25 protein-coding genes are annotated in these 23,096 nt (G+C 49.4%); 9 read left to right on the top strand and 16 right to left on the bottom strand.

Annotated elements, in window-relative coordinates; all coding sequences use genetic code 11:
• Nucleotides 1-11 precede the first annotated feature (11 nt).
• The 6 genes from flgG to flgB are packed head-to-tail and all read right to left on the bottom strand — an operon-like array spanning nucleotide 12 to nucleotide 4,451.
• Nucleotides 12-797: a flagellar basal-body rod protein FlgG gene (gene flgG, locus G4551_RS04865; RefSeq protein WP_003838810.1), complete on the bottom strand. Its 786-nt coding sequence runs from the start codon at nucleotides 795-797 to the stop codon at nucleotides 12-14.
• Nucleotides 798-827: 30 nt separating this feature from the next.
• Entirely contained in the window at nucleotides 828-1,565 is a 738-nt protein-coding gene (locus tag G4551_RS04860; protein WP_003838815.1) for a flagellar basal body rod protein FlgF, read from the bottom strand.
• Nucleotides 1,566-1,574: 9 nt separating this feature from the next.
• Entirely contained in the window at nucleotides 1,575-2,777 is a 1,203-nt protein-coding gene (gene flgE, locus G4551_RS04855; RefSeq protein ID WP_003838817.1) for a flagellar hook protein FlgE, read from the bottom strand.
• Between the two features lie 26 nt (nucleotides 2,778-2,803).
• On the bottom strand, nucleotides 2,804-3,670 hold the full coding sequence (locus G4551_RS04850) for a flagellar hook capping FlgD N-terminal domain-containing protein (RefSeq protein ID WP_003838819.1): 867 nt from the start codon (nucleotides 3,668-3,670) through the stop codon (nucleotides 2,804-2,806).
• Nucleotides 3,670-4,101, bottom strand: a complete 432-nt coding sequence (gene flgC / locus G4551_RS04845) for a flagellar basal body rod protein FlgC (protein ID WP_003838820.1) — start codon at nucleotides 4,099-4,101, stop codon at nucleotides 3,670-3,672. The genes G4551_RS04850 and flgC overlap by 1 nt, the downstream gene beginning before the upstream one ends.
• A gap of 2 nt (nucleotides 4,102-4,103) precedes the next feature.
• On the bottom strand, nucleotides 4,104-4,451 hold the full coding sequence (gene flgB, locus G4551_RS04840; protein WP_003838822.1) for a flagellar basal body rod protein FlgB: 348 nt from the start codon (nucleotides 4,449-4,451) through the stop codon (nucleotides 4,104-4,106).
• A gap of 82 nt (nucleotides 4,452-4,533) precedes the next feature.
• Between flgB and flgA the strand changes: the two genes are divergently transcribed.
• The 5 genes from flgA (at nucleotide 4,534) to G4551_RS04815 (ending at nucleotide 9,825) form a co-directional block, all read left to right on the top strand.
• Entirely contained in the window at nucleotides 4,534-5,304 is a 771-nt protein-coding gene (gene flgA, locus G4551_RS04835; RefSeq protein ID WP_080602212.1) for a flagellar basal body P-ring formation chaperone FlgA, read from the top strand.
• A 96-nt stretch (nucleotides 5,305-5,400) separates the two neighbouring features.
• Nucleotides 5,401-5,688 carry a flagellar biosynthesis anti-sigma factor FlgM gene (gene flgM, locus G4551_RS04830; RefSeq protein ID WP_003838827.1) on the top strand — a complete coding sequence of 96 codons (288 nt, stop codon included), beginning with the start codon at nucleotides 5,401-5,403 and terminating at the stop codon, nucleotides 5,686-5,688.
• Between the two features lie 12 nt (nucleotides 5,689-5,700).
• Nucleotides 5,701-6,129 (top strand): flagellar protein FlgN, encoded by a 429-nt coding sequence (gene flgN / locus G4551_RS04825; RefSeq protein WP_003838829.1) that lies wholly within the window; start codon nucleotides 5,701-5,703, stop codon nucleotides 6,127-6,129.
• A 133-nt stretch (nucleotides 6,130-6,262) separates the two neighbouring features.
• Complete coding sequence (locus G4551_RS04820) at nucleotides 6,263-7,207, top strand: hypothetical protein (RefSeq protein WP_032941275.1); 945 nt, start codon at nucleotides 6,263-6,265, stop codon at nucleotides 7,205-7,207.
• Between the two features lie 56 nt (nucleotides 7,208-7,263).
• Complete coding sequence (locus G4551_RS04815) at nucleotides 7,264-9,825, top strand: glycosyltransferase (RefSeq protein ID WP_003838833.1); 2,562 nt, start codon at nucleotides 7,264-7,266, stop codon at nucleotides 9,823-9,825.
• 53 nt (nucleotides 9,826-9,878) lie between these two features.
• Here G4551_RS04815 and G4551_RS23745 read toward each other — a convergent pair whose 3' ends face one another.
• From G4551_RS23745 to G4551_RS04765, 10 genes are read right to left on the bottom strand one after another with little or no spacing between them, the layout of a single operon-like run.
• A complete protein-coding gene (locus tag G4551_RS23745; protein WP_080691858.1) occupies nucleotides 9,879-11,135 on the bottom strand; it encodes a methyltransferase domain-containing protein in 1,257 nt (418 codons plus the stop codon).
• A 32-nt stretch (nucleotides 11,136-11,167) separates the two neighbouring features.
• Entirely contained in the window at nucleotides 11,168-13,258 is a 2,091-nt protein-coding gene (locus G4551_RS04805) for a glycosyltransferase family 9 protein (RefSeq protein ID WP_231501075.1), read from the bottom strand.
• Between the two features lie 6 nt (nucleotides 13,259-13,264).
• On the bottom strand, nucleotides 13,265-13,669 hold the full coding sequence (locus G4551_RS04800; RefSeq protein ID WP_003838838.1) for an adenylyltransferase/cytidyltransferase family protein: 405 nt from the start codon (nucleotides 13,667-13,669) through the stop codon (nucleotides 13,265-13,267).
• Nucleotides 13,666-14,109 carry a flagellar export protein FliJ gene (fliJ, locus tag G4551_RS04795; RefSeq protein ID WP_003838841.1) on the bottom strand — a complete coding sequence of 148 codons (444 nt, stop codon included), beginning with the start codon at nucleotides 14,107-14,109 and terminating at the stop codon, nucleotides 13,666-13,668. The genes G4551_RS04800 and fliJ overlap by 4 nt, the downstream gene beginning before the upstream one ends.
• A gap of 2 nt (nucleotides 14,110-14,111) precedes the next feature.
• Complete coding sequence (gene fliI, locus G4551_RS04790) at nucleotides 14,112-15,452, bottom strand: flagellar protein export ATPase FliI (RefSeq protein WP_003838842.1); 1,341 nt, start codon at nucleotides 15,450-15,452, stop codon at nucleotides 14,112-14,114.
• Complete coding sequence (fliH, locus tag G4551_RS04785; protein ID WP_003838845.1) at nucleotides 15,445-16,155, bottom strand: flagellar assembly protein FliH; 711 nt, start codon at nucleotides 16,153-16,155, stop codon at nucleotides 15,445-15,447. Before fliH ends, fliI begins: the two co-directional genes overlap by 8 nt.
• A 3-nt stretch (nucleotides 16,156-16,158) precedes the next feature.
• Nucleotides 16,159-17,175, bottom strand: a complete 1,017-nt coding sequence (locus G4551_RS04780) for a flagellar motor switch protein FliG (RefSeq protein ID WP_003838846.1) — start codon at nucleotides 17,173-17,175, stop codon at nucleotides 16,159-16,161.
• Complete coding sequence (fliF, locus tag G4551_RS04775) at nucleotides 17,153-18,832, bottom strand: flagellar basal-body MS-ring/collar protein FliF (RefSeq protein ID WP_003838849.1); 1,680 nt, start codon at nucleotides 18,830-18,832, stop codon at nucleotides 17,153-17,155. Before fliF ends, G4551_RS04780 begins: the two co-directional genes overlap by 23 nt.
• A 4-nt stretch (nucleotides 18,833-18,836) precedes the next feature.
• Nucleotides 18,837-19,199, bottom strand: coding sequence for a flagellar hook-basal body complex protein FliE (locus G4551_RS04770; protein ID WP_032939102.1), 363 nt, complete (start codon nucleotides 19,197-19,199; stop codon nucleotides 18,837-18,839).
• 47 nt (nucleotides 19,200-19,246) lie between these two features.
• Nucleotides 19,247-20,233: a sigma-54 interaction domain-containing protein gene (locus tag G4551_RS04765; RefSeq protein ID WP_003838853.1), complete on the bottom strand. Its 987-nt coding sequence runs from the start codon at nucleotides 20,231-20,233 to the stop codon at nucleotides 19,247-19,249.
• A gap of 594 nt (nucleotides 20,234-20,827) precedes the next feature.
• On the opposite strand from G4551_RS04765, the gene G4551_RS04760 reads away from it, so the two are divergent.
• From G4551_RS04760 to G4551_RS04745, 4 genes are read left to right on the top strand one after another with little or no spacing between them, the layout of a single operon-like run.
• Nucleotides 20,828-21,691: a FliM/FliN family flagellar motor switch protein gene (locus tag G4551_RS04760; RefSeq protein WP_003838855.1), complete on the top strand. Its 864-nt coding sequence runs from the start codon at nucleotides 20,828-20,830 to the stop codon at nucleotides 21,689-21,691.
• Nucleotides 21,684-22,055, top strand: coding sequence for a FliM/FliN family flagellar motor switch protein (locus G4551_RS04755; protein ID WP_003838856.1), 372 nt, complete (start codon nucleotides 21,684-21,686; stop codon nucleotides 22,053-22,055). Before G4551_RS04760 ends, G4551_RS04755 begins: the two co-directional genes overlap by 8 nt.
• Complete coding sequence (fliP, locus tag G4551_RS04750) at nucleotides 22,052-22,810, top strand: flagellar type III secretion system pore protein FliP (RefSeq protein ID WP_003838858.1); 759 nt, start codon at nucleotides 22,052-22,054, stop codon at nucleotides 22,808-22,810. The genes G4551_RS04755 and fliP overlap by 4 nt, the downstream gene beginning before the upstream one ends.
• Nucleotides 22,811-22,822: 12 nt before the next feature.
• Nucleotides 22,823-23,095, top strand: coding sequence for a flagellar biosynthetic protein FliQ (locus G4551_RS04745; RefSeq protein ID WP_003838859.1), 273 nt, complete (start codon nucleotides 22,823-22,825; stop codon nucleotides 23,093-23,095).
• Nucleotide 23,096: the final 1 nt, after the last annotated feature.

The following is a 23,096-nucleotide window of genomic DNA, read 5'->3' as shown; positions in this document are numbered from 1 at the left end:
ACATTCTTGAGTTACAGCGTCTGACTAATAAACTGCAGCATATCGTCTGCCGCAGAGACCATTTTGGCGTTCATCTCATAGGCGCGCTGCACGTTGATCATCGCCACCATTTCGTTGACGATATCCACGTTTGAGCCTTCCAGAGCGCTGTCCTGCAAAGTCCCCAGACCATCTTCCCCGGGAATACCTTCCGTCGGTTGACCACTGGCTGCGGTTTCCAGATACAGGTTGTCGCCTTCCGCTGAAAGCCCGGCCGGGTTAGCGAAGTTCACCAGCGTTAGTTGCCCCAGTTCGGTAGGGTCACTGTCGCCGGGCAGGATTGCCGTCACGGTGCCGTCTTCGCCAAAAGCCACATTAGTCGCGCCGGACGGAACATCGATTTCCGGTTGCAGAGGCAAGCCTTCAGAGTTAGTTAACACGCCGTCAGCGTTAACCTGCATGTTGCCGTCACGGGTATACGCAATATCCCCGTTCGCCTTTTGCACCTGCCAAAATCCCTGCCCCATGATGGCCACGTTCATCGTATTGTCGGTGGTTTCCACATTCCCTTCGGTGAAGGTTTTCTGCGTACCGACAATGCGTACACCGCTACCGAACTGCATTCCAGTCGGCATGATGTTGTTTTGATCGAGCATGGCGCCAGGCGCTTCCTGAGTCTGATAAAACAGATCCTGGAACATCACGCGGTCGCGCTTAAAGCCCGTGGTATTGACGTTAGCGATGTTGTTGGCAATCGCACTCATCTCAGCATCCTGCGCCGACAGGCCGGTTTTACTGATCCATAACGCTGCGTTCATAACACTTTATCCCTGATTAAAGACTACGGCTCAGGAGCCGCGTAGCAGCCTGTTGCCTGAGTCGCTGAGATCTTCAGCCGTTTTCATCATCTTGATTTGCGCTTCGAACTGACGGTTCATCGCAATGGACGACATCATTTCGCTCACCGCAGACACGTTGCTGCCTTCCAGAAACCCGCCGCTCACTTTGATGTTCTCATCGCGTTGTGCCGGTACGCCGTCCGCCGTCACCAGCATTCCCTCGCTATTTTTCGCCAGATTGGCGACCGGAATATCCACCAGCTTCAGACGATCGATATCCATCGTGGCAGTGACATCGCCATCGTCAGGTGTGACGGAGAGCGTGCCGTCGCTACCGAAAGAGGCAATCGCATTCGGCGGTAAAATAATCGGGCCGTTATCCCCGAGAACAATGTTGCCGTCGATGGTCAGTTGACCCTGATCGTCCTGCTGGATATTGCCGTTGCGGGTATAAACTTCGTTTCCTGCTTTATCCTGCACGGCGATATAGCCGGTTCCCTGAATGGCGACATCGAGCGGACGCTCGGTTTTTTCCGCCACGCCGGTGCTGTCATTGACGCCGCTGGGACTCTCTTTCGCCATAAAACGCGTGTCGAAGCCACCGCCTTTGACTTTGTCATTACTCGCCATCGCCATATCCGCGCGAAAACCATTGGTGTTGACGTTGGCGAGGTTGTTGGCGCTAATTTGCTGCTCCAGCAGCGTCTGGGTGGCGCCGCTTAGTGCGGTATAAATCAACCGATCCATTTCTTAGCCTTACATCGCCTGGAAGAGTGCCTGGTCCAACTGCGTACTGGTCGAAATCACCTTGGTGTTCGCCTGATAGTTACGCTGGGCGGTCATCAGGTTGACCAGTTCGTTGGTGATATCCACGTTGGAGCTTTCGAGCATGCCGGAGGAGAGCGTGCCACATGAGCCAGAGCCAGGCGTGCCAATCAGCGGCGTACCGGATTCACCGGTCTGCACCCACGCGGTACCGCTTACCGCTTCCAGCCCGTTTTCGTCCGGGAAGGTGGCGAGTACAACCTGGCCCTGCAGCATACGTTCTCCGTTGCTGTAGGTGGCGTACACTTTGCCGTCGTCATCCACCTGCACGCCGTTTTGCGTTGCGGAGGCGTAACCGGTCGCGGAGTTGGTGGTCACCGAGAAATCAGAGCCGTACTGAGTACAGTCGGAGTAGTCGACGGTCATCGAGATCGGCGCGGCTTCATCGGTGGTAAAGGTGATGGTTTGCGGCGTGGTCGGAGAGGTCAGCTTGCCGGTATTCGGATCGAAGGTTAGCGTGGTTGGCGGTACACCAGTCTGCGCTTCACCATCAAAGGTGTACTGCACTTCCCAGGTGTTATCCGCGGTTTTGGTAAAATACTGGCTGACCGAGTGCTCGTTACCCAGAGAGTCATACACGGTGGTGGTGTAGCTGTCGGTATAGGTATCGCTGTTGTTGGCATCAAACTGCACGCTTGAGCGATCGATCGTTTCATCACTGGCGTCAAAGTTGGCCGTAAAGGTCATGCTGTCCGTGGCCTGCGCCGGGATATTGCCGGTTTTAATCTGGATATCGGTCACGGTACCAGTTTGCAGCGTGCCGCTGTCATCAACCGGATAGCCTTGCAGATAATCACCGGACGCATTGACGATATAGCCGTTTTTGTCAGTCACAAAGGAGCCGGCCCGGGTATAGGAGATGTTCCCTGCGCTGTCGCACATGACAAAAAAACCATCGTCGTTGATCGCCAGATCCAGCGCATTGCCGGTAGAGACCATCGAGCCACCGGTGGAGATGCTTTGCGCGGAACCCGCCACGCTCACGCCCATCGCCTGCGTCCCAGCGTACATCGCGGAAAACTGGGTAGTCATTGATTTATAACCGACCGTCCCGGAGTTCGCGATGTTGTTACTGATTCCGTCCAGTTGTTCGTTGACGGCGTTTAGCCCCGTCGCTGCAATTTCATAACTCATTGTTTCTTCCTGTAATATAAACTAAATCAGAGCACTGTATTGCTGTCGGCGTTATCGCTGCCGTCGTCAGTGTCAGGCGGCGTGGTGTCATCGGTGCTGTCCGGTACGCCAAACTGGGTGATCATGGTGAATGGCACTTCGCCAACGCCGTCAACGTTGAGCACCGGCGTGCTGCCATCGAGCGGAATACGCACATCTTCCACTTTGCCCGTCACCTCAATCGGCACTTCTTCTTCCCCGGTATTGGTCACCACGGACACGCTGTAATCACCCGGCGGGATGCCGTAATCCGCAGGATTGATGTCGAAATCCACCTGGCCGGGTCCGACGGAGGTTTCACCTTCCGGAATCAGCGACACGGTGTAGTCATCACCCGCTTCATCGGTAAAGTGCAAATCCACATCGGTACAGCTGTCATCCAGCGTGACGCGTCCCTGGATCTCCTTGCTGTTATCTTCGATATCCAGCGAGGTGGTTTGCACCATAATGTCGTCGCCGACCATATTCCCCAGCGCCATCACCTGAATGTTGCTCATCAGCACGGCGTTGGTATTGGCCTGAACGCTCATCTCTTCCATCATCGCTACCTGCGCCATGGAAGAAAGCTGGTCGATATAGGCCGTTGGGTCGGTCGGATCGGTAGGATCCTGGTTTTCAATTTCGGCTACGAACAGCGTCAGAAACGTGTCGACCGCGGACGTTTCCGTGGACGTTGTCGTCGTCGGTGTGCCGCTGGTTCCACTGGTATCGGTGGTTGACGAGGTAGAGGAAGAGCTGCTATCCCCCAGGTTGTTGCTTTGCGCCGTGGCGCTCACAGTATTTTCAGCCACCGTCGTCTTCTCCTGAGAAGAAGCCAGCGCCTGAGATTGGGCATACAGAGCCAGGGTATTCATTACACTTCTCCCAGTTTGAGTAAGCTTTGCTGCATACTTTTGACGTTATTCAGCACATCAACGTCGGTTTCAAAATCACGTGACGCGGACATCATGTCGGCCATTTGCTCGACCACGTTGACGTCCGGGTACCAGACAAAACCGTTCTGATCCGCCATTGGGTGATGCGGCTCATAACGTTTCACCGCCCCGCCGCTTTGCATCACGTCCTGCACTTGCACGCTGGCGCCATCAATGCCGTGACGGTTGTTTGCGCCAATCAGGCTATTGTTGTAAACCGCAGCAAAAACCGGGCTGCGCGCTTTATAGGCCTGCGCCTCGCTGCTGGCAGGATATTCCGCATTCGCCATGTTGCTGGCGACGGTATTCAGACGGATGGTTTGCGCCGTCACCGCCGAGCCAGAAATCTGGTAAATATCAGTAAACGACATGGTTATTTTCCTTCGATGGCTTCTTTGATTCCGCTAAGTTGCAGATTCAAAAAAGTCAGACTGCTTTGATAATCCATACTATTTTGTGAAAACCGGGCCTGCTCGGTATTCAGTTCTACGGTATTGCCATCCTCTGAGGGCTGCATCGGCACCCGGTATTTCACGTCAGCCTCGGGCAGAACATTTGTGTGACTTGCCCGTTGCATCTCAGCGGCAAAATCAATATCTTTGGCTTTGAAATTTGGTGTATCGACGTTTGCCAGATTCGCAGTCAGTAGCTCGGTCCTCTCAAGACGTAACTTCACTGCCTGCGGATGTACACCCAATGCCTGCTGAAAACTGATTCCCATTTCTTGCATCACTCCTGCGTAGATATCGCCATTACTAGCAATAACTATGCCAACTTTTAAGTGATTGATGAGAAATGACTTTATGAAACTCCCCTCCTACGTAAGGAAGCCTTCTTTCCCCTTTGCCGCGGAGATAATGCTGGCTTTATGCTGCGTCTTACCCGTACATGCCGCCGTCCATCCCATTCAGCACAGCGCCCGGGAACAGATCAACGCACTTGTTCTGACTGCCGCCAGTCATGAAATCGACGCACTGGCGCACAAACAGCAGTGGCAGGACTATCGCTACACGTTCAATATCTATATCCCCTCAGCCGTGAGTAACAGCGCGCTATGCGCGTCGGCGCCACAGATCACCGCTAACTCTTCCCCGGAGATGGCCTTGTCACGAATGAACTTTGTGGTGACCTGCCCAGGCAATGCGGGCTGGAAATATAACGTTGCAGTGCGCCCCGACGTGTCGGTGCCGGTAGTGATGCCAAAGTCGTTGATTGCCCGAGATGCGGTGATTACCGCCGACGACCTGCAGCTTAAAAAATTCAATATCAGCAACCAACGGGAAGGGTTGATAACAAATATGGATGAAGCAATTGGCCTCACCAGCAAGCGCGCCCTGCAACCGGGTAAACCGATTACCCGTAGCGAGCTGGTTCAGCCCATATTGGTTAAACGCGACCAGCCAGTGATGATCGTCTCCCATATGGCTGGCATTACCGCCTCAATGCCGGGCGTGGCGTTGAAGAATGGTCGTAAAGGGGATGTGATAAAAATTCGTAATAGCAGCAGCCAGCGGATCATCAGCGGTGTGGTGGACGATACCGGCGTGGTCACCACGTTAACGGCTGAGCAGTGAAGGGATTTTTTGTGATGGGATTAAAGTTTTCCTCTATTGCCGCCGCTTTTAGTCAATAACAGATAACCAACCCAACGGAATATGTACGAGGTTGCTATGAAAATTACCCCGAGTCTGCCTGGCAATCGCCCTGCATCGACAACCGAACAGGCACGTGCAGACAAGAGCAGCGTGCAGACGAGCACGTCCAGTTCCGCATCGCTTTCCGCCGATGATATTACTCAGGCGGGATTGCAAACGGCGCAGCAAACGCTGAACAGTGATACGCAAAGTGACGTTGATTACGACAAAGTGGCGCAAATGCAGGCCATGCTGGCCTCAGGCGATTTGCAGGTTGATACCGATCAACTGGCTGGGGACATGCTCAGCTTTTTCCAGAAATAAGAGGCTACAACAGTGAGCACCAGGCTACAGCAGGTGAAAACTCTGCTTCAGGGCATTCGTGAAGACGGAACGCGGTATGACGTGCTCAGACACCAGTTGGAACAACAACGTCTGTGTATGATCCGTCGCGACAGCGACAAGCTGCTGGCCATCAATGAACTTATTCAACAGCATTATGAGCAGTTGCAAAACAGCAGCCAACAGCGCCGTTCGATCCTGCAACTGCTGGGCGTAAGCGTCAATCGTGCAGGAATAGAGCAGGTCTTTAGTTGGTTGCCGGGCGTGCAGAAAAGTGCCGCAGAGGGCTGGTGGCAAAGCCTTGAGCTAAAAGCGAAACGCTGCAAGGCGTACAACGAAAAAAACGGCGATCTGCTGATCCGCCAGTATGAATTTATTCAGGCTTTTTTAGGTACCGAGCCGGATTTTATTTACCAGCGCTAAACGCCCTTCCCTGACGCGGAAACCTGCTTTCCGCGCTTCACCTAACTAATTGATATAAATGAATTAAAATTCAGGCATGGATATTGCAATGTCATAAACAGATTTTGAATATTGGGATTGCTGAGAACAGATTATGAGTATGATTGATTGTTATGAACCTGACTTTGTCCGGTTGTTTTTATCCCGCCATCCGGATTCCGCTTTACGGGTTAACCTGTGCTGGAAAACGGAAGTGCGTCAGAGTCTGGTCTTAACCGATCCGGCCAGCTGTCAGGCTGCATTAGGCGCTCCCAATACCTTTGTCTTGCATCATTCAAAATGTGCGGCCAACCCGGACAGCCCGGCGCTATCCCCACGCGATCAGGTATTGAATCAATCCGCTCTGCATACCATCACACTTCCAGGTTTATCGCCGGAGCTGCGCCTGTATGCGCTGGGGATCATGCTCTCTTTTTCCGAAAAATGCCCAGGCGATAGTGAAGCGGTGCTGGAAAAGCTGGCATCGTTGCCACAGATCCTCGCAGGCCATGTACAGGAAGGAAAACTGCAGGAGCAATTTGCGCAACTGCCCAGCCTGCCCCAGCTACAGCGTGAATTAATTACCCGTATGGGCGGTTGTGAATTCAATTGGGATCTGCTGCCGGAAAGTACGCGTAAACTCACATTACCTCTGCAGGTCAGCCTGCTGATGCTGCAGGATGCGAACAGTGAAGCCATGCTTCAGCAGCAGTTACAGGATCAGTGGCTGCAGACCTGGGAGCGCCATTTCGCTCAAGAAGCATGGATTTTCAGCAACTATCTGATTTATCGCTTGTACCACGACACCTTCCCACAGCATGAGAGTGAAAGCACACTGCAGCGTTTCTTCTGGCTGGCGGCTGACGTCTTTATGATTCGCACTCTGTTTTGCCTGTGGACGATGGATGATTCTGCGCTAAACCATGACGAAATTTACGCCCTTTTCGCGTTGTTTGAAGCGTGGCGCAACGGCGAGAATGCCCATTCGTTACGTCAGCATATTCTGGACATGCTTCCGGGAGATCCACTGCTCTCGGCGTTCTCCCTGATTACACGTTAGTGCCTGTTGGCCGGGCGAATGCCCGGTCCTTTTTCGAACCGCGAATACACATCACCATGTCTGAATCCTCTAAAGCACGTTCCGCCCTGACTGGCATCGTTAAAACGCTCGACACTGGCCGCGAAAAACCGTTTGTCAGCGTTATCACGCCAACATGGAACCGCGGCGTTTTCTTACCTTATTTGCTGTATATGTTCCGTTATCAGGACTACCCTGCTGACCGGCGGGAACTGGTGATCCTGGATGATTCTCCGCAAAGCCATCAGTCGATCATTGACCGGCTAACGCAGAACCACCCAGAGAAATATAATATTCGTTATATCTACCACCCGGAAAAGCTCGATCTGGGTAAAAAGCGCAATATGCTCAATGCGCTGGCGGTAGGTGAATATATTCTCTGTATGGATGATGATGACTATTATCCAGCGGATAAAATCTCTTACACCATCGACATGATGCAGCGCCACCGGGCGTTGATTTCAGGTTCCGATCAAATCCCCATCTGGTACAGCCACATCAACCGGATATTCAAAACACGCAGCTTTGGCCCACAAAATATTCTCAACGGCACTTTCTGTTACCATCGTAATTACCTGAAGAACCACCGCTATGATGATGAGTGTAATTTAGGTGAAGAAAAGGGATTCACTAACCAGTTCACCGCGAACCCGCTGCAATTGCCGGGTGAACGTACCATTATTTGTATCTCACACAGCCAAAATACGTTCGACAAAGACTTTGTGTTGGGAAGCAGCGAGCCACTGGAAACCCCGCTGGCGCAGGCGATTACCGACCCGATGCTGAAAAACTGGTATCAAAGCCTGCATAACGCTACTCATCATCAACCGATCCAGTGGGATTATATCGATCAGGTGGTGATCGTAAACCTGGACTCACGCCCGGATCGTTTAGCGCACATCCAACAAGAGCTGGGGTTTCTCAATTACCCAGAGGAAAAGATCACCCGCATTGCCGCGTCAGTTGCCACTAACGGCCAGATTGGTCGCCGTCAATCCCATCTTCGGGCACTCAAGTTGGCACAACAAATGGGATGGAAAAATTACCTGCTGCTTGAAGATGACGCCGTTATTCTGAAACAAGAAAAACATATTCGGGTACTTAGCTCGCTGCTTAATGCCCTGCCTAAATTTCCGTGGGAGGTCATTCTCCTCGGCGGTGAAATTAAACGCGGAAGCATATTAAAAAGCCTGACTGGGATGATTCATGCCCGCGATTGCAATAAGGTGTGCGCCTATCTGGTTAACAACAGCTATTACCCGGTTCTGGCTCAGCAAATGGAATATGACCTTTCAGAGACCCTCGAAGGACAGTGGCAGCCGCTGCTACGTGACGGAAAATGGCTTTCCTGCTATCCGAGTATCTGCTATCAGCGCCCAGGTTATAGCGATATCGAGAAAAAAGAAACCGATAATATTGGCTACTACTTCAATAAAATCAATAAGAAAACCGATGCCGTCAACGCACTGACTGATGCCCCGCTCCCTTCTACTGCCCCCCGAACAGATGCTATTGGTTTCTATATGGAAACGTCGCTGCACTACGCGGTCTATCGCCCGATCATAACCGCGCTACAGGCGATGGGGCACACCTGCTCTCTATTGGTCAGCGACAAAATACACGCGTCGTTTCTGGATGAAATGACCGCAACAATTAAAACCATTAACGATCCCCTGTTGGGCGGAACGCGTCTTTCTGCGGTGATTGAGAAACGTCAACGCTTCAAATGTCTTGTCAGCCCTTATTACACCCCGTTACTGAACGGGCTGGCGGATACCCATGTACGGACGATGTATGGACTGGCGAAAGAAGCATGGAATCATGCCTGGTGGAATGCCTTTTATCATCGAATTCTCTGCTACAGCCACTATAGCCAGCACGCGGTTGATATTGGCGGCAGCGCCAAAGTGGTGGGTAATCCCCGTTTCGATGAATGGCATAACCATACTTACGATACCGCACTGCCAAAAAGCGTGAAGCTAAATGCGAAAAAGCAGACCATCCTGTATGCACCAACCTATGGCGCGCTAAGCTCGCTCCCCCATTGGGCACAACAGCTCAGCCGATTAAGCCATGAATACAACGTCGTCACCAAACTGCACCATGGCACTCTGCACAGGCCGGAAGAAAGTGCCTCGCTGGTGCTGGCACAGCGCTACTTAAAAAACCGAATTGACGATCCGCAGCACCTGCTGGCGCTTATGGCGCAGGCAGATTACGTCCTGACGGACAGCAGCGGCTTTATTTTTGATGCCATTCATATGAATAAACGCGTCATTTTACTGAGCTGGCCAGAGATGACCTCGCTGCTGGATGGCCAACAAAGTTTCTCGACCCCAGACAGCGCCGATCAACGTATTCGCGACGTTCTCCCGGTAGCCCAGGATATACAGGCGTTGCGCAGTGCGCTGTCTGATGCATTTGACTGGACTGCGCTTGAAGCACCGTTAGCCGAAATTCGCCACCATTATTGTGATGCGTTTATGGATGGCCAGGCAGGGCAAAGGGCCGCTAAAGAGATCGTGGCATTACTTACGGAAGCAGATAGTGTCCATACAAATGCTCTCTTACATAGTTTACAGAAAAAACTGTTTAACTAATCCCTGATATAAACCAGCTATTAAAACCACCGTTAAATCGGTGGTTTTTTATTTTACTGGGGCGTTTTTTTTATAACAATCTCGATACCGCTTTCCGCAAATGGTGTGCGTGTCTGATCAAATCGAGGAAGCCCTGCTAAGTAGCTATGGTTAAGCAATTCTATTTTTTGAACATCATGCTTTGTAGTTATCGCCTGAATCAATTCCAATACATTTATCGAAACGGGTGACCAACTATTTTTCTTGAAAATACTGAAAGTATGCTTGTGGTCGGAGTTAAAAGTCGATGGCCATACTTTTTGCTCATACATATCTTCATCAGGAACTGTAATAATGAGATGACCATTTGGTTTAAGTACTCGCATCCAATTATTGATAGCGACAAACGGGTCAACCACATGTTCCAGGCAATGTGCAGAATACACAAAGTCAAAACTATTATCACTAACATTGTCTAAATATTGGGCATCACCTTGTGGTAAGTCATAAACAGTCACAGTTCTCATTAGTGGGAAAAGCGATCGGTAAATACCAATACTGTCAGGCCCACCACCGATATCCAATCCAGCACCTACAAACCAACGAGAAGTAAACCGGGCATCCATGAGTCGGCGATTTACAGACATACTGGTCGTACCCACAACCCCCCGATTAATCAGAAATTGACTGGTAATATCGCCAGGTAAAATTAGAGGTTTGATCACTTCCCCGGCTAAAGCATGTGGCCATAAAACAGCGTATCCGGTGTCTTCAGCATACCAGTATAAGGCGTGAGTATCGGCAAAACTTTCTAATAATTCAATAAACTCACTGGCATTATCGAACCCATGATCGGCATATTCGGGTAAAGTACCACTTGTTACTGCAAAATCTTTTAGATATATTCTACAATCATCAATAATAACGATTGCATTGTCAATTTTACCTCTCAGCACTCGCAACTCGTTAATAAGCGGCAAGCGAATATCTTTATCCCATTCGTCGCTATGATATTTTTCGTTGCAGTAATCAGAACCAGGATAATGCGCATCCAAAAAGACAAGACTACGATGATTTTTCAAAATCCCATTGACTTGTTCCAAATTCAGAAATGATAAACTATCATCGGGAAAAATCGTAATGCTGTCATTTTTTTCTTGTAATGCTTTTTCATATAATGGTTGATAGATCTCACAAGATAGCGCATGATTGAAACCAGCTGATAATGCCATTCGACATGAATTCCCAATACCGTATCCAGTTTCAATCAGATGTGTCACCTGGTGCTCTTCAACAATTCTGTGTAAAGGAAATCGCCCTAAAAAACCCATAATTACTCCATATAATGTAGTTAATTAAACATCTAAAAATTGCCCACATAGCTATCAGAGTTCAAAAATAATTGAATCTGATGCCAAAAATATTCAGCAGTAATTTTCTTCAAACATCGATATTTTTTATCATTTGGACACCAGATAGAAAACTCATCACCTCGTGGTGGCATAAATTCTTTACCTAGTTTGTTTTTAAAGAATTGCGGACTCATGATCAGGTGTCCGCATTGACCATACTGGCATCCCGTATCAATACCCATAGCATTCCATCCATACCTTCCATTCCTGTAAGGCAATCGATATTTGGCCGGAATAATGGAGTACAACCCACAAATTGCGATTGATGTGAGTCCAGCAAGCGCAACTGGGCCAGAGTCGCACGCAACCAGCAACTGACAGCGTTCCATCAGATAAATCATCTCAAGCATAGAGAACTGATTAATGCAATCGATAGCCTCTGGGATATCTATATCCATCATCTTCTTCTCCTGATACTTATTATTATCGCTGCCAATAATGATAACTTTCCAGCCTGCAGCAATAAAATATTTCGCGAGCTGATTCCATCCTTTTTCGGTCCACGTCCTATTCGGAGAACCAATATTAGGATGCAATAAAACTATTTTTTCTTTCTGCAATCCATTAACCTGAATAAAATCATCAACATTGCTCTTATCTAATGATACCAATGATATAATAGGCTGTTTATTGCTCAAGGAATGGTTTTGAATATCATCACCGATAAATGCATCCGTCATATGTCGAGATGCAACAATATCTTCCCAGCGGCCAAGAAAATGAAATTTATCTTCCTGACGCGCTATCTCAGCATCAATAATATTTTCTTCTGTCAATGCATTAGCATCCCAATATTGGGAAACCATAGGACTTGAAATGATGAGATCATGATATAATTTATGTGCAATAAAGATAAATTCCTCATCATAATGTTCTCTAAATGCAGTCAGGCAACCTAAAGCGTAGATCGCATCCCCCATAGATCCAGGACAATAGAACAGCCTTTTTTTAAACGAGCCGGTTTTAACACCCCCCAACTCATTTACATAATAATTTTTTTTACTATCGAGATTGATCTGACTAACGTATTTATCAGTCTCCTTTGGTAAGTTTGTTGTTAGCAAAAAGAGAATATTTTGCTCTGGCACTTGATACAGTTCGTCGGAAAAACATCCGGCAACGGTTACAGGTAATATTTGTAAAACCTTTAATAAATTGACGGTGATTAAATCTGGGAGCTTGATCACCATGTAGCCTAATCGACGTAATATTTCACTATCAACTTCCCCATCTTTTTGTTCACGAAAGAGTATAATTTTATCTTTAGTAATTGCACATTCATTTATTGCATGAAGGATAACTTCTACAAGCGCTTCCTGATGTTGTTTTTTCATAGAGGGAAAGCGAGGCGAAGTGCTGAGTAATAGTAGAGATGACGAGCTTATTTTTCTTAATTGAGAATAAATACTAAATGGTATCTTGAATAGTTCCAGAAAATCCGTTATTTTACGCTCATCAACTATCGGCACATTACTACAAGGCAACTTCATTGATTTTTTAAATGCGCTATTCTCCTGTAGATAATATGTTGTTGTTAATACTTTATGCCATGCATACCCGGCAGCAATATTCCAATCCTCTTTTGGTATATGATGGTTTTTATTTAACGCAATATTTATAGCATTAGCATACCCAGAAGTTAATTTATCTAATACATTTACAGGGGTTTTTTCAAGTGCAGAAGCAGCAACGAGTTCAGCCATCTCTCCTTCATAAACATGAAGATGGATTAACGACCGAAGAGCATTTAACCTCATTAATAACGGAATAAGTAAATTATAGCTTTCAGCCAGTGCAACATGGATATCTAGTGTCGTTGGCGAGTGTTTAATGAGCACTTGCGATATTTTATCCAGCGCAGACAGTAAAGTTGATTCATTATATTTAAGAACAAGATTTGAATTCTCTCCCAGCCATTTCCCACTCAATTTATCAGAACAAGTAAATAATATATTAACCACTCCATCCATACCTTGAATAAAATTAGACATTTGAAGCGGCAGCGTAACTTCTTTAGTTTCAATGAATAGTCTTATTTTCATATTATTTTATAGATTTGAATTTTGGTTGGTAATTACCTCAATAATCGAGGTGGTGGATATAGATGGTGTTCTGGGGAAATAGACCACCTCGCACAGGTACGACAAACTATCAAAGCGCCCTGCCCAGTCATCGCCCATCACCAGCGTATCGGCGTTAAACTGGCGAATATAGTCCGCTTTTTGCTCCAGCGACTCTTCGAGAAACACGCTGTCCACACATTTCAGTCCGGCAATAATCCCCATGCGATCGCTTTGGCTGTAAACCGGCACTCGGCCTTTTTTCTGCATATTTAGCGCATCTGAAGAGATACCGACAATCAGTCGATCCCCCAACTGCCCGGCACGTTGCAGAATACGCAGATGCCCGATATGAAAAACATCAAACGTGCCGAACGTAATGATCGTTTTCATACCACTCCCAGCGTCTTCTGCCTTAACCAGCACTGCGTAGCAATTTCATCAACGGCTTTTTGCTCTTTTACCTGCGCTTCATTGCTCAGCGCGTAACGCTTATCTGCCAACGTCATAGAGACAATTTTCTCTTCGCAGGCCGCGGCAACCAGATTTTTTTGAATACGCTGCTCTTTAATTTTTGCCAGCGTTTTCTCCTGCTCTTGCCAGGCAATAACCGTGCGTAACGTGCCTTTATATCCGGTCACGTTTTTGAGAGATTCAACGGAAGGGACCTCTACGCCAGTGCCGGTTTTTTGAATCAGGTAGCCCAGTGCTTTGATGTTATTGTCAAAGCCGGTACAGACCTGCTGCTGTTTAGCCAGCTGGACCGTCATGTCTTTGACTGATTTATCCCGCAGGCGCTGCAATTGCGCCAGGGTATCGATAATTTGTCGCATGATTATTTACCCTCCGTTTTCTTTGCCTGGGGGAAAAGGACCTGTAAGCGACTTTGCACCAGCTCAAGTGAGGCGGGTTCACTCACCTCCTGACGCAGAAAACGCTCGATAGCGGGGAACGCTTTGACAGCTTTATCAACGCCGGGATCGGCTCCGGCAACATAGCCCCCCAACGGGATCAGCGGCTTAATTTCCATATAAGCGGCGTAGTTTTGTTTTAGCAGACGAGCCGACTGTTGGTGTTCGTTGGGCGTAACCTGCGTCATGCATCGACTGATCGACTGCCCAATATCGATGGCTGGATAATGCCCGGCTTCAGCCAGCTTACGGGTCAGCACGATATGTCCATCCAACACCGCGCGCGCGCAGTCAACGATCGGATCCTGCTGATCGTCTCCTTCCGCCAGCACCGTGTAAATGGCGGTCATTGAGCCTTCGCTTTCGCTGTTGCCGGCGCTTTCCACAAGTTTAGGGATCATGCCGAACGCCGATGGCGGATAGCCTTTCGTCGCCGGAGGTTCCCCCAGCGACAGCGCAATCTCGCGCTGCGCCATGGCATAACGGGTTAACGAATCCACCAGCAGTAAAACGTGATGTCCGCGATCGCGAAACCAGGCGGCGATAGAGTGGCAAAGTTCGGTGGCTTTCAAACGCATCAACGGCGACTCATCCGCCGGAGCCGCGACGACGATAGATTTTGCCAACCCTTCCGCGCCCAGTGAATGATCGATAAACTCTTTCACCTCGCGGCCACGCTCACCAATTAACCCCACCACCACGATGTCGGCCTTGGTCTGGCGGGTAATCATCCCCAACAGCACACTTTTTCCCACGCCGCTGCCGGCCATCAATCCTACGCGCTGGCCTTTGCCGATAGTTAACAACCCGTTGATTGCTTTTACACCCACATCCAGCGGTTGATTCACCAACCGACGCGTGAGGGGGTTGATAGACGGTGCCTGCGGCGGCAGCACATCATTGCCGGTCAGACGGCCTTTGGCATCCAGCGGTTCGCCCAGGCCATTGACCACCCGCCCCAACCAGCTTTCGCTAATCAGGATCTCCTGAGCTTTTTCTTCGGGGAATACGCGTGCGCCCGCCATCAGTCCGACGGGGTGTTTGAAGGGCATCAGGTAGGTGATATCACGATTAAATCCCACCGCCTGCGCGTCGATCAGCGTATGGTTGGCGCTTTCAACGCGGCACAACTGGCCTGTCACCAGCGGACAGCCCACGCTCTCCAGCAAAATGCCGTTCACGCGCACCAGTCGTCCGGCAACCCGGGCTAAAGGGATCGACTCAATGGAACGCAGCGCGTTGTCGAAGCTGGAAAGATCACTCACCCGTCGGCTCCGGCAGCAGCGACTCTTTGAGTGCCGACATACATTGCTCGAGTCGATGCTCGCAGCCAATATCCAGCTCGGATTTATCGGTAATCACCCGGCATTCGCCCGCCTGCAGATCGGGAGATGGCGTCAGTCCCCATGCAGCGACCTTCTCAGGAGCGGCATCTTTAATGCGGTTAAATTCTTCGTTACTCAGCAGCACCTGTAGCGACTCAGGCATCGCCGGAAAGGCCGAAATAGCCTCTTCGACCAGCGATAATAGCTGTGTCGGTTGCAGCGCCAGCTCACAACGAATCACCTGGCGGGTAACCTTTTCAACCAGCTGCAACAGGTCTTCCCGCTGTTTGCGCTGAACGTGCGCCAGATAGTCATTCACTTTGCCGGAGATAGCCTCCAGCGGCTGGGCGGCTCGTTCAAACTGCTTGCGCCCTTCCTGCTGCCCGGCCAGGCTGCCTTCAGTGTATCCCTGACGACGGCCTTCATCGTGTCCCTTCTGATGACCTTCCTGAAAGCCCTGCTCCTGGCCTTCTGTCATCCCTTGTTCAAAACCTTTTTGCAGCCCTTCCTGGAAGCCGTCCATCAGTTGGCGCTGATAATCCGCCGGTGTGATCCCCGGCGTAAGCTGTTCAGCCTGGAGATGGCGCTGGCGAGGGGGAAAACGATGCAGCCGGTAACGACCACGAATGGTTTCAATCGCCATGTGTTACTCCGCCGTCTGTTCAGCAAACAGCTGTAGCTGAATTTCACCCGCTTCCTCAAGCTCGCGGGCAATTCCCATGATTTCACGGCGTATCTGTTCAATACGACTCACCGGAACCGGCCCCAGACGTGAGGTTATCGCCTCCAGTTGTTGTACCTGACGCTTAGGCATCACGGCATAAATCGAACGGCGTAACAGCGCTTCGGTACCTTTCAGCGCCACTGCCCAGTCTTCCATCGGCACTTCGTCGAGCAGACGACGGCGCACTTCGTCACTTTGGCGGCTCAGAATAAAGAAGTCGTACATTTCGTCCTGCAACTGTTCGAGAACATCTTCATCGCGTTCGCGCAGCTGATCGAGGATCACCTGTTGGTTCCCCTGGAAGCGGTTAACGATATCCGCGGCCTGCTTGATCCCTTTCACTTTCGAACCATGTTCGGAAAGCACCGACAGCCCACGCTCGATCAAACGATCCAGCTCATCCACGACGTCGCGGTTTACATCGTTGAGTTTGGCAACCCGGTAGAGGATCTCGTTTTGCACCGACTCATTCATGTAAGACAGTACCGTGGCCGAGATCTCTGGCGTCAGGAAGGCAAGGAATACGGCCTGTAACTGCAAATGCTCTTCTGAGATCAGTATCGCCAGTTGGCGCGGTTCCACCCACTGTAAACGCGCCATCCGCGAACGGATCTCATCACCGTAAATCCCGTTGATCACACTACTGGCGATTTCTGTGCCCAGCGCTTTATTGAGGATCCCTTGCAGCATGGAACGCGATGCGCCGTTGATACCACTCTGCTCACGGAATTCATCAAAAAAGTTATTGATCACTTTTTTGGCCATGCTGGTTTTTACCCCAGACAGACGCGCCATGTTTTCACTCAGGCGAACCACCTCTTCGCGGCTGAGTTTTTGCATCACCGTAGCTGCCGCCTCCTCGCCCAGACACAGCAATAAAATTGCGGCCTGTTCCAGGTAGCTGTTGTTGCTGCCGTTATTTATTGTCAATTCGCTCATTGCTGGTAATCCATTGTCTGAGAACTTCAGCTACGCGATCGGTGTCGCTCATCGCCAGTTTTTGCAGGAACTCCAGCTTCACTTCCAGACCGGAGCTCTGCGAAGGCAGGCTGTCGTCACCAGGGAAAGAAGGCAGTTCGATATTTTTGCGCTCATCTTCAGCGGCCGCAAAATGGGGTTTGTCCGCAGGAATCGCGATCGGTGCGGCGTCCAGCGCCAGCTCTGGCGTCGACGTCCGGCGACGTTCGGCGGTCAACCGTTTCATGACCGGACGAACAACAAACAGCAGCAACAGCAGAGCCAGCAGGCCGCAACCAATCAGACGCACCCAGGCCAGAATGTTGTCATCCTTCCATAAGGGGACCACCGGCTCGACGGGAATCGACTGCGGCACAAAATTAAGCAGCGATAAGGACAGATTGTCGCCACGCCTGGCATCAATCCCGGCGGCGTTATTTAACAGTGCCGTCAATTGCGTGGTTTGTTCCGGTTTCCAGTTCTTCAACGCAGGCGCGCTCTGGTTAAGTACCACGGCCACATTTAAACGTTTAATGTCGAAACCAGGATGCTGGATATGCTCAACGCTACGATCCCACGAGTAGTCGCGCTTGTTCTCACTGTGCTTTGACAGTGCGGCTGGCTGGTGAGACTCCTCTGGCGCGGTTCCATTGGTGCCATTCGCCACCTGATTTGCCGCCAACGGAGGACGGTTACTCAGCGAGCCAGGGATCCCCATAGCGATCTGGTTGGTATCGCTATCCAGCACCGTTTCTTCACGGTTCACCTTCGGTGTGTCACCGTAATGCTCCTGGGTTTCGTCGATATTGCTCAGATCGAGATCCGGCATCACGCTTACCCGGTAGTTACCGGTTCCGACCAGCGAGTCGAGAACATTTGCGAGACTGGCGCGGGTCTTATCCTGAATATCTTTGAGGATCTGGTCGCGCTTACGCGTCGCCGCAGAAACCGCTTCACCCGCGCCAATACCATCGGACAATAAATTCCCCGCCTGGTCGACAACGCTGACCTGCGCAGCTTTCAAATCAGGCACGCTGCCGGATACCAGGTGCACGATGGCATTCACCTGGTCGAGATCCAGCTTGCTGCCATAATGCAGACGCACCACCACCGAGGCGCTGTTTTGCGGCTCGTCGCTGACGACAAAGGAACTCTCTTCATTGAGCGCCAGATGCACTCGGGCGCTCTCTACAGCATCCAGCGTCATAATGCTTTGCGCCAGTTCGCCTTCCAGGCTCCGCTTATAGCGAATGTTCTGCACAAACTGGCTGGCGCCCAGCACTTCGTCTTTGTCCATCAGCTCATAGCCGCTGGGCAGCATGGCCTGCACGCCTTTCGCCGCCAGCGTCATTCGCGTTTTAGACAAAGTCTCTTCCGGAACCAGAATTTGTCCGCTTTGCGGATCGATGCGATATTCCAGTTTTTCACCATCCAGCACGGTGACTATCTGCGAAACCGGGATATTCTCCTGGCTACCGTAAAGCGAAACATAGCCGTGGTTGCCATTCCACAACACGCTGACAATAATGGCGGTGGCCGCAATAGCCGCTGCCGCCAGTAATGCCAGGCGTTTATTACCATCCAGCCTGAAAGAGAACGAGGGTAAAAACTGAGTTACTTTTTTTATTAGTTCATTCATAGCGTTAGACTGACATGCTCATCAGGTCGTTGAATCCGGAAGCGACTTTATTACGTACCTGCACCAGCGCGGAAAACGATAACGATGCCTGCTGACTGGCGATCATCGCCCCCGCCAGGTCATCGCTTTTCCCCATCTCGATGGCCGTTTGTTTTTGCTCTGCACTCTGCTGAAATTGATCAACATGGTTGAGCGCGCCCTGCATAACACGGTCAAACGAAACCGGAGATGATGCAGACTGCGCACCTACGGCGTTAATCTGCATCGGCGAAAGGACAGGGGCTTGTGCGACCGCTTTCATCTGCTGCATGTCCTGCATCATTTGCGTCTGCATCGTACTGGCTGGGGCTATCGTATTTATGCTCATGACCTACTCTTAAAATTAGAAAAGCGTTCTCGGTACCACAGACTGATTCAGGAAAAGATTTCTATTCCCTGTTTTCGCATTGATGCCAGACGATAACGAAGCGCACGTGGGGTAATTCCTAATAAATCAGCGATTTTGGTTTTATTACCCTGATATTTGCGCATCAGGTCAGCGATATATTGATATTGCGCGCTGCGACCATGCTGGCCCAGATTGTCGCTGGTGGTGATTTGCGCAGTGGGTTTTGGCTGCCATTGCGGCTCGCTCCAGGAATCGGACTCAATGGATGGCAGGCCTAACGTATCGGGATAAATGACGCCATCACGATTAAGGATCATTCCTCGTTGAATGGCGTTCTCCAGTTGGCGCACATTACCCGGCCACGCATAGCTCAGTAACGCCCGGCGTGACGATTCAGAAAGCTTGATATTTTTTACCAGCACTGTGGAGTATTTTTTAATAAAGGATTCCGCCAGCGGAATAATGTCTTCCATACGCTCGCGCAAAGGCGGCATGGTCAACGGAATCACTGACATGCGATAATAGAGATCTTCTCTGAAGCGTCCTGCGGCCACCTCTTCTTCAAGATTCTTATTGGTGCAGGCGATTAAACGAAAATTTAATTTGATTAGACGGTTACTGCCTAAACGCTCAACCTGTTGTTCCTGTAATACACGCAGTATTTTGGCCTGTAGCGCCAAAGGCATGTCACCGATCTCATCCAGCAGTAATGTACCATTATTGGCTAATTCCATCTTTCCCGGTACGGTGGCCACCGCCCCGGTAAACGCCCCTTTATCATAACCAAAGAGCGTTGCTTCAAGCATATTTTCAGGAATAGCGGCGCAGTTCACGCCGATATAAGGCGCTGAAGCCTCCTGCGCAAATGCAATCGAGTGGATAAATTTGGCGATACATTCTTTACCCGTACCGGTTTCGCCATGGATAAGTACAGGAACATTAAAAGCAGCAATACGCCTTGCCATTGAAAAAACATTAATGCTTGAGGCTGCTTCGGCGATAAGTTCAAACATGATTATTTACACTTAGAAGTAAAGTTAACATCCGTTACGAGAAATATACAAATCATTCCAAAGCACAATCATTGAATAATAGATATCGCCCGTGCCATGTCTTAATCCCATCCTTGCTCATGTTTTACCACCCCATCAAGGGGCAGCCCTATCGAAGACTATTTTCAAATAGGGTTTTTCCTAAAAAAATACTAACACCAGTACCATTAACAATCTCAAATTAAAAGATAATAAAAATATTATTCATTTAAAAACAATACGTTGAGGTAAATGTAGCGCAAAAAACAGACGTAAGGGGGAAGCCTAATCTGCGACAAGCAGTAAGCGAGAAACATCACGTATATGTAATTAATTATTTTTTAATTACAACCTAACGCCATTAATAACTTGCAGAGGAGAGGGGTAAAATATCTAATATCCAGCCCTACTCCATAGACGTGAGTGGGTACGGTATTTCGTATCTAATGGACTTCAACACTATGAGAATAGCGTCAAGGATGAACAATAAATTAAGCGAATTTGTATTTCTTTTGATAACCGCGGGATTTGATATCAATTCAACCGCCCCAGAAATTACAGCTGAGAAAGCGTACCATGCTGAAATATAGTCAAACGCCCGGAATCTTTAAACTTGAAGGAAACCGGCTTGGACGTCCATATCATCGTCTGCCGACTATGTTTACGGGAAGTTTTGATACAATTGAATCACATCTTGGAAACTACTTCCTGAAAAAACATCGCACAAATATAACACTTAAAAAAATACACTGCGAGATGGATGTTATCAATAAAAGTGCGGAATTATTAGTTTCTCAGGTTGGGCATCTGGCCTTTGATATCGACCGCGCATTATTGTTAATGTTATTAGGTAACTTTTATGGATTGGCATCATCTCTCGCCGACGAGAAGTCACAGGATGATTTACCAACCAAAACAGAAATCCGGTTGCGAAGCAGACTGGCGCTGGATATTTGTAATACCATTTTTAATAAAAATATATCCGGTATTCCACTGACACTCAAACCCGACAGCAGCACCATACAAACCCACTGGGCTTATCAGCTTACATTTGTATTAGGTGATGATGAGAATTGCAGTTTCCGCATCTTACTGGACGATTCGCATACCGATTACATTCTGAATTTAATCCGCCATAGCGAGCACGGCGAGAAAAAAAAGCAGATTGATAAAGCCAGCGCTGAGACGCGTAAAAAAACGCTGATCAAAGAAATTATCCATACGCTGCCGCTAACCATGAACGTGAAGATTGCAGAAATTCCGCTGAATGTTGCCGACCTGACGACGATTAAACCCGGCGATATTTTACCGATTGCGATGCCTGATACTTTCCCTGTGTATATCGGGAAATCCGAATTATTTAATGCCCTGATCGTAGAGGATAAAGACAAACTGTTTTTGTCCGAATTAACGAGCAAGACGGAGAAATCCTATGAGTAAGCCAGAAGATATTTTAGAGCAAGGTTTCGAGTTAGCCCCCGAAGCGACTACGCCACCCGCGCCGTCTGTTACAGAAAAGCTGGTGGCGCGTTTAGAAGACCGTTTTTCCGAGTCGATGTCATTACTCAAACGTATTCCGGTCACGCTAACGCTGGAGGTTTCGTCCGTGGAGGTGATGCTGGCCGACCTGCTGAACATTGATGACGACACCGTCATTGAGATGGATAAACTCGCCGGTGAACCGCTGGATATTAAGGTCAATAATATCCTGCTAGGTAAGGCTGAAGTGGTTGTGGTTAACGAAAAATATGGCCTGCGCGTCCTTGAATTCAACACGCATGAAATCAACGACCTTGCACCATGAAACGCGCGCCAACACTCACGCTCTTACTGGGTATCTCGTTACTCATCCTTTCTCCCTTTGCCTGCGCGCATGGGGGAGATATCCCGTTGCTGAATGTGATTTCACACGGAAATAGCCAGGAGTACAGCGTAAAAATCCAGGTCTTGATCCTGATGACCCTGGTGGGCATTCTGCCTACCCTGGTGCTGATGATGACCTGTTTTACCCGTTTTATTATTGTTCTTTCTCTGCTGCGTCAGGCGTTAGGGCTGCAACAAACGCCGCCGAACCGCATATTGATTGGCATTGCGCTGTCGTTAACCATGCTGGTAATGCGCCCAATCTGGCTCAATATTTACGATCATGCCGTTGTCCCTTTTGAAAACGATCAAATCACGCTCCCCGACGCGCTAAGCACTGCCGCCTCGCCATTGAAGCGCTTTATGCTGGCGCAGACTAACAAAAAGGCGATAGCGCAGATCATGGAGATCGCCAACGCGAAAGGGAATGCAGTCGATCAGGATCTTTCCATTGTCGTTCCCGCCTATGTGCTAAGCGAACTCAAAACCGCCTTCCAGATAGGTTTTATGATTTACATTCCGTTCCTGGTGATCGACCTGATCGTCGCCAGCGTACTGATGGCGATGGGGATGATGATGCTGTCACCGCTGATCGTTTCGCTGCCCTTTAAGCTGATGCTGTTTGTGCTTATTGATGGCTGGGCGCTGACCGTTGGGACGCTGACCTCCAACATTCGCGGTCTGGGACTGGGCTAACGGAGATCAGACATGCTAACCATTGATGTAGCCGCAGACATCGTTGCCAGCGGTATAAAAGTTGTGATCATTTTAGTCTGTGTGTTGGTCGTTCCCAGCCTGCTGGTCGGTATGTTGGTCAGCATTTTTCAGGCTGTGACGCAGATTAACGAACAAACACTTAGTTTTTTACCCAGACTAATCGTCACCCTCGCGGTATTGGGTATTTGCGGAAAATGGATGATCGTCCAGTTGAGCGATCTCTGCGTGCATCTGTTCACTCAGGCCGCCATTCTGGTGCACTGAC

The organism is Citrobacter freundii ATCC 8090 = MTCC 1658 = NBRC 12681 (assembly GCF_011064845.1).
In the GTDB taxonomy this organism is placed as follows: domain Bacteria; phylum Pseudomonadota; class Gammaproteobacteria; order Enterobacterales; family Enterobacteriaceae; genus Citrobacter; species Citrobacter freundii.
This window is presented reverse-complemented; position numbering and strand designations above follow the sequence as displayed.

Excerpts from the sequence above, each read along its gene's own strand:
- flgG (WP_003838810.1), bottom strand. The coding sequence starts at position 797 with ATGAACGCAGCGTTATGGATCAGTAAAACCGGCCTGTCGGCGCAGGAT.
- G4551_RS04860 (WP_003838815.1), bottom strand. The coding sequence starts at position 1,565 with ATGGATCGGTTGATTTATACCGCACTAAGCGGCGCCACCCAGACGCTG.
- flgE (WP_003838817.1), bottom strand. The coding sequence starts at position 2,777 with ATGAGTTATGAAATTGCAGCGACGGGGCTAAACGCCGTCAACGAACAA.
- G4551_RS04850 (WP_003838819.1), bottom strand. The coding sequence starts at position 3,670 with ATGAATACCCTGGCTCTGTATGCCCAATCTCAGGCGCTGGCTTCTTCT.
- flgC (WP_003838820.1), bottom strand. The coding sequence starts at position 4,101 with ATGTCGTTTACTGATATTTACCAGATTTCTGGCTCGGCGGTGACGGCG.
- flgB (WP_003838822.1), bottom strand. The coding sequence starts at position 4,451 with ATGGGAATCAGTTTTCAGCAGGCATTGGGTGTACATCCGCAGGCAGTG.
- flgA (WP_080602212.1), top strand. The coding sequence starts at position 4,534 with ATGAAACTCCCCTCCTACGTAAGGAAGCCTTCTTTCCCCTTTGCCGCG.
- flgM (WP_003838827.1), top strand. The coding sequence starts at position 5,401 with ATGAAAATTACCCCGAGTCTGCCTGGCAATCGCCCTGCATCGACAACC.
- G4551_RS04820 (WP_032941275.1), top strand. The coding sequence starts at position 6,263 with ATGAGTATGATTGATTGTTATGAACCTGACTTTGTCCGGTTGTTTTTA.
- G4551_RS04815 (WP_003838833.1), top strand. The coding sequence starts at position 7,264 with ATGTCTGAATCCTCTAAAGCACGTTCCGCCCTGACTGGCATCGTTAAA.
- G4551_RS23745 (WP_080691858.1), bottom strand. The coding sequence starts at position 11,135 with ATGGGTTTTTTAGGGCGATTTCCTTTACACAGAATTGTTGAAGAGCAC.
- G4551_RS04805 (WP_231501075.1), bottom strand. The coding sequence starts at position 13,258 with ATGAAAATAAGACTATTCATTGAAACTAAAGAAGTTACGCTGCCGCTT.
- G4551_RS04800 (WP_003838838.1), bottom strand. The coding sequence starts at position 13,669 with ATGAAAACGATCATTACGTTCGGCACGTTTGATGTTTTTCATATCGGG.
- fliJ (WP_003838841.1), bottom strand. The coding sequence starts at position 14,109 with ATGCGACAAATTATCGATACCCTGGCGCAATTGCAGCGCCTGCGGGAT.
- fliH (WP_003838845.1), bottom strand. The coding sequence starts at position 16,155 with ATGGCGATTGAAACCATTCGTGGTCGTTACCGGCTGCATCGTTTTCCC.
- G4551_RS04780 (WP_003838846.1), bottom strand. The coding sequence starts at position 17,175 with ATGAGCGAATTGACAATAAATAACGGCAGCAACAACAGCTACCTGGAA.
- fliF (WP_003838849.1), bottom strand. The coding sequence starts at position 18,832 with ATGAATGAACTAATAAAAAAAGTAACTCAGTTTTTACCCTCGTTCTCT.
- G4551_RS04770 (WP_032939102.1), bottom strand. The coding sequence starts at position 19,199 with ATGAGCATAAATACGATAGCCCCAGCCAGTACGATGCAGACGCAAATG.
- G4551_RS04765 (WP_003838853.1), bottom strand. The coding sequence starts at position 20,233 with ATGTTTGAACTTATCGCCGAAGCAGCCTCAAGCATTAATGTTTTTTCA.
- G4551_RS04760 (WP_003838855.1), top strand. The coding sequence starts at position 20,828 with ATGCTGAAATATAGTCAAACGCCCGGAATCTTTAAACTTGAAGGAAAC.
- G4551_RS04755 (WP_003838856.1), top strand. The coding sequence starts at position 21,684 with ATGAGTAAGCCAGAAGATATTTTAGAGCAAGGTTTCGAGTTAGCCCCC.
- fliP (WP_003838858.1), top strand. The coding sequence starts at position 22,052 with ATGAAACGCGCGCCAACACTCACGCTCTTACTGGGTATCTCGTTACTC.
- G4551_RS04745 (WP_003838859.1), top strand. The coding sequence starts at position 22,823 with ATGCTAACCATTGATGTAGCCGCAGACATCGTTGCCAGCGGTATAAAA.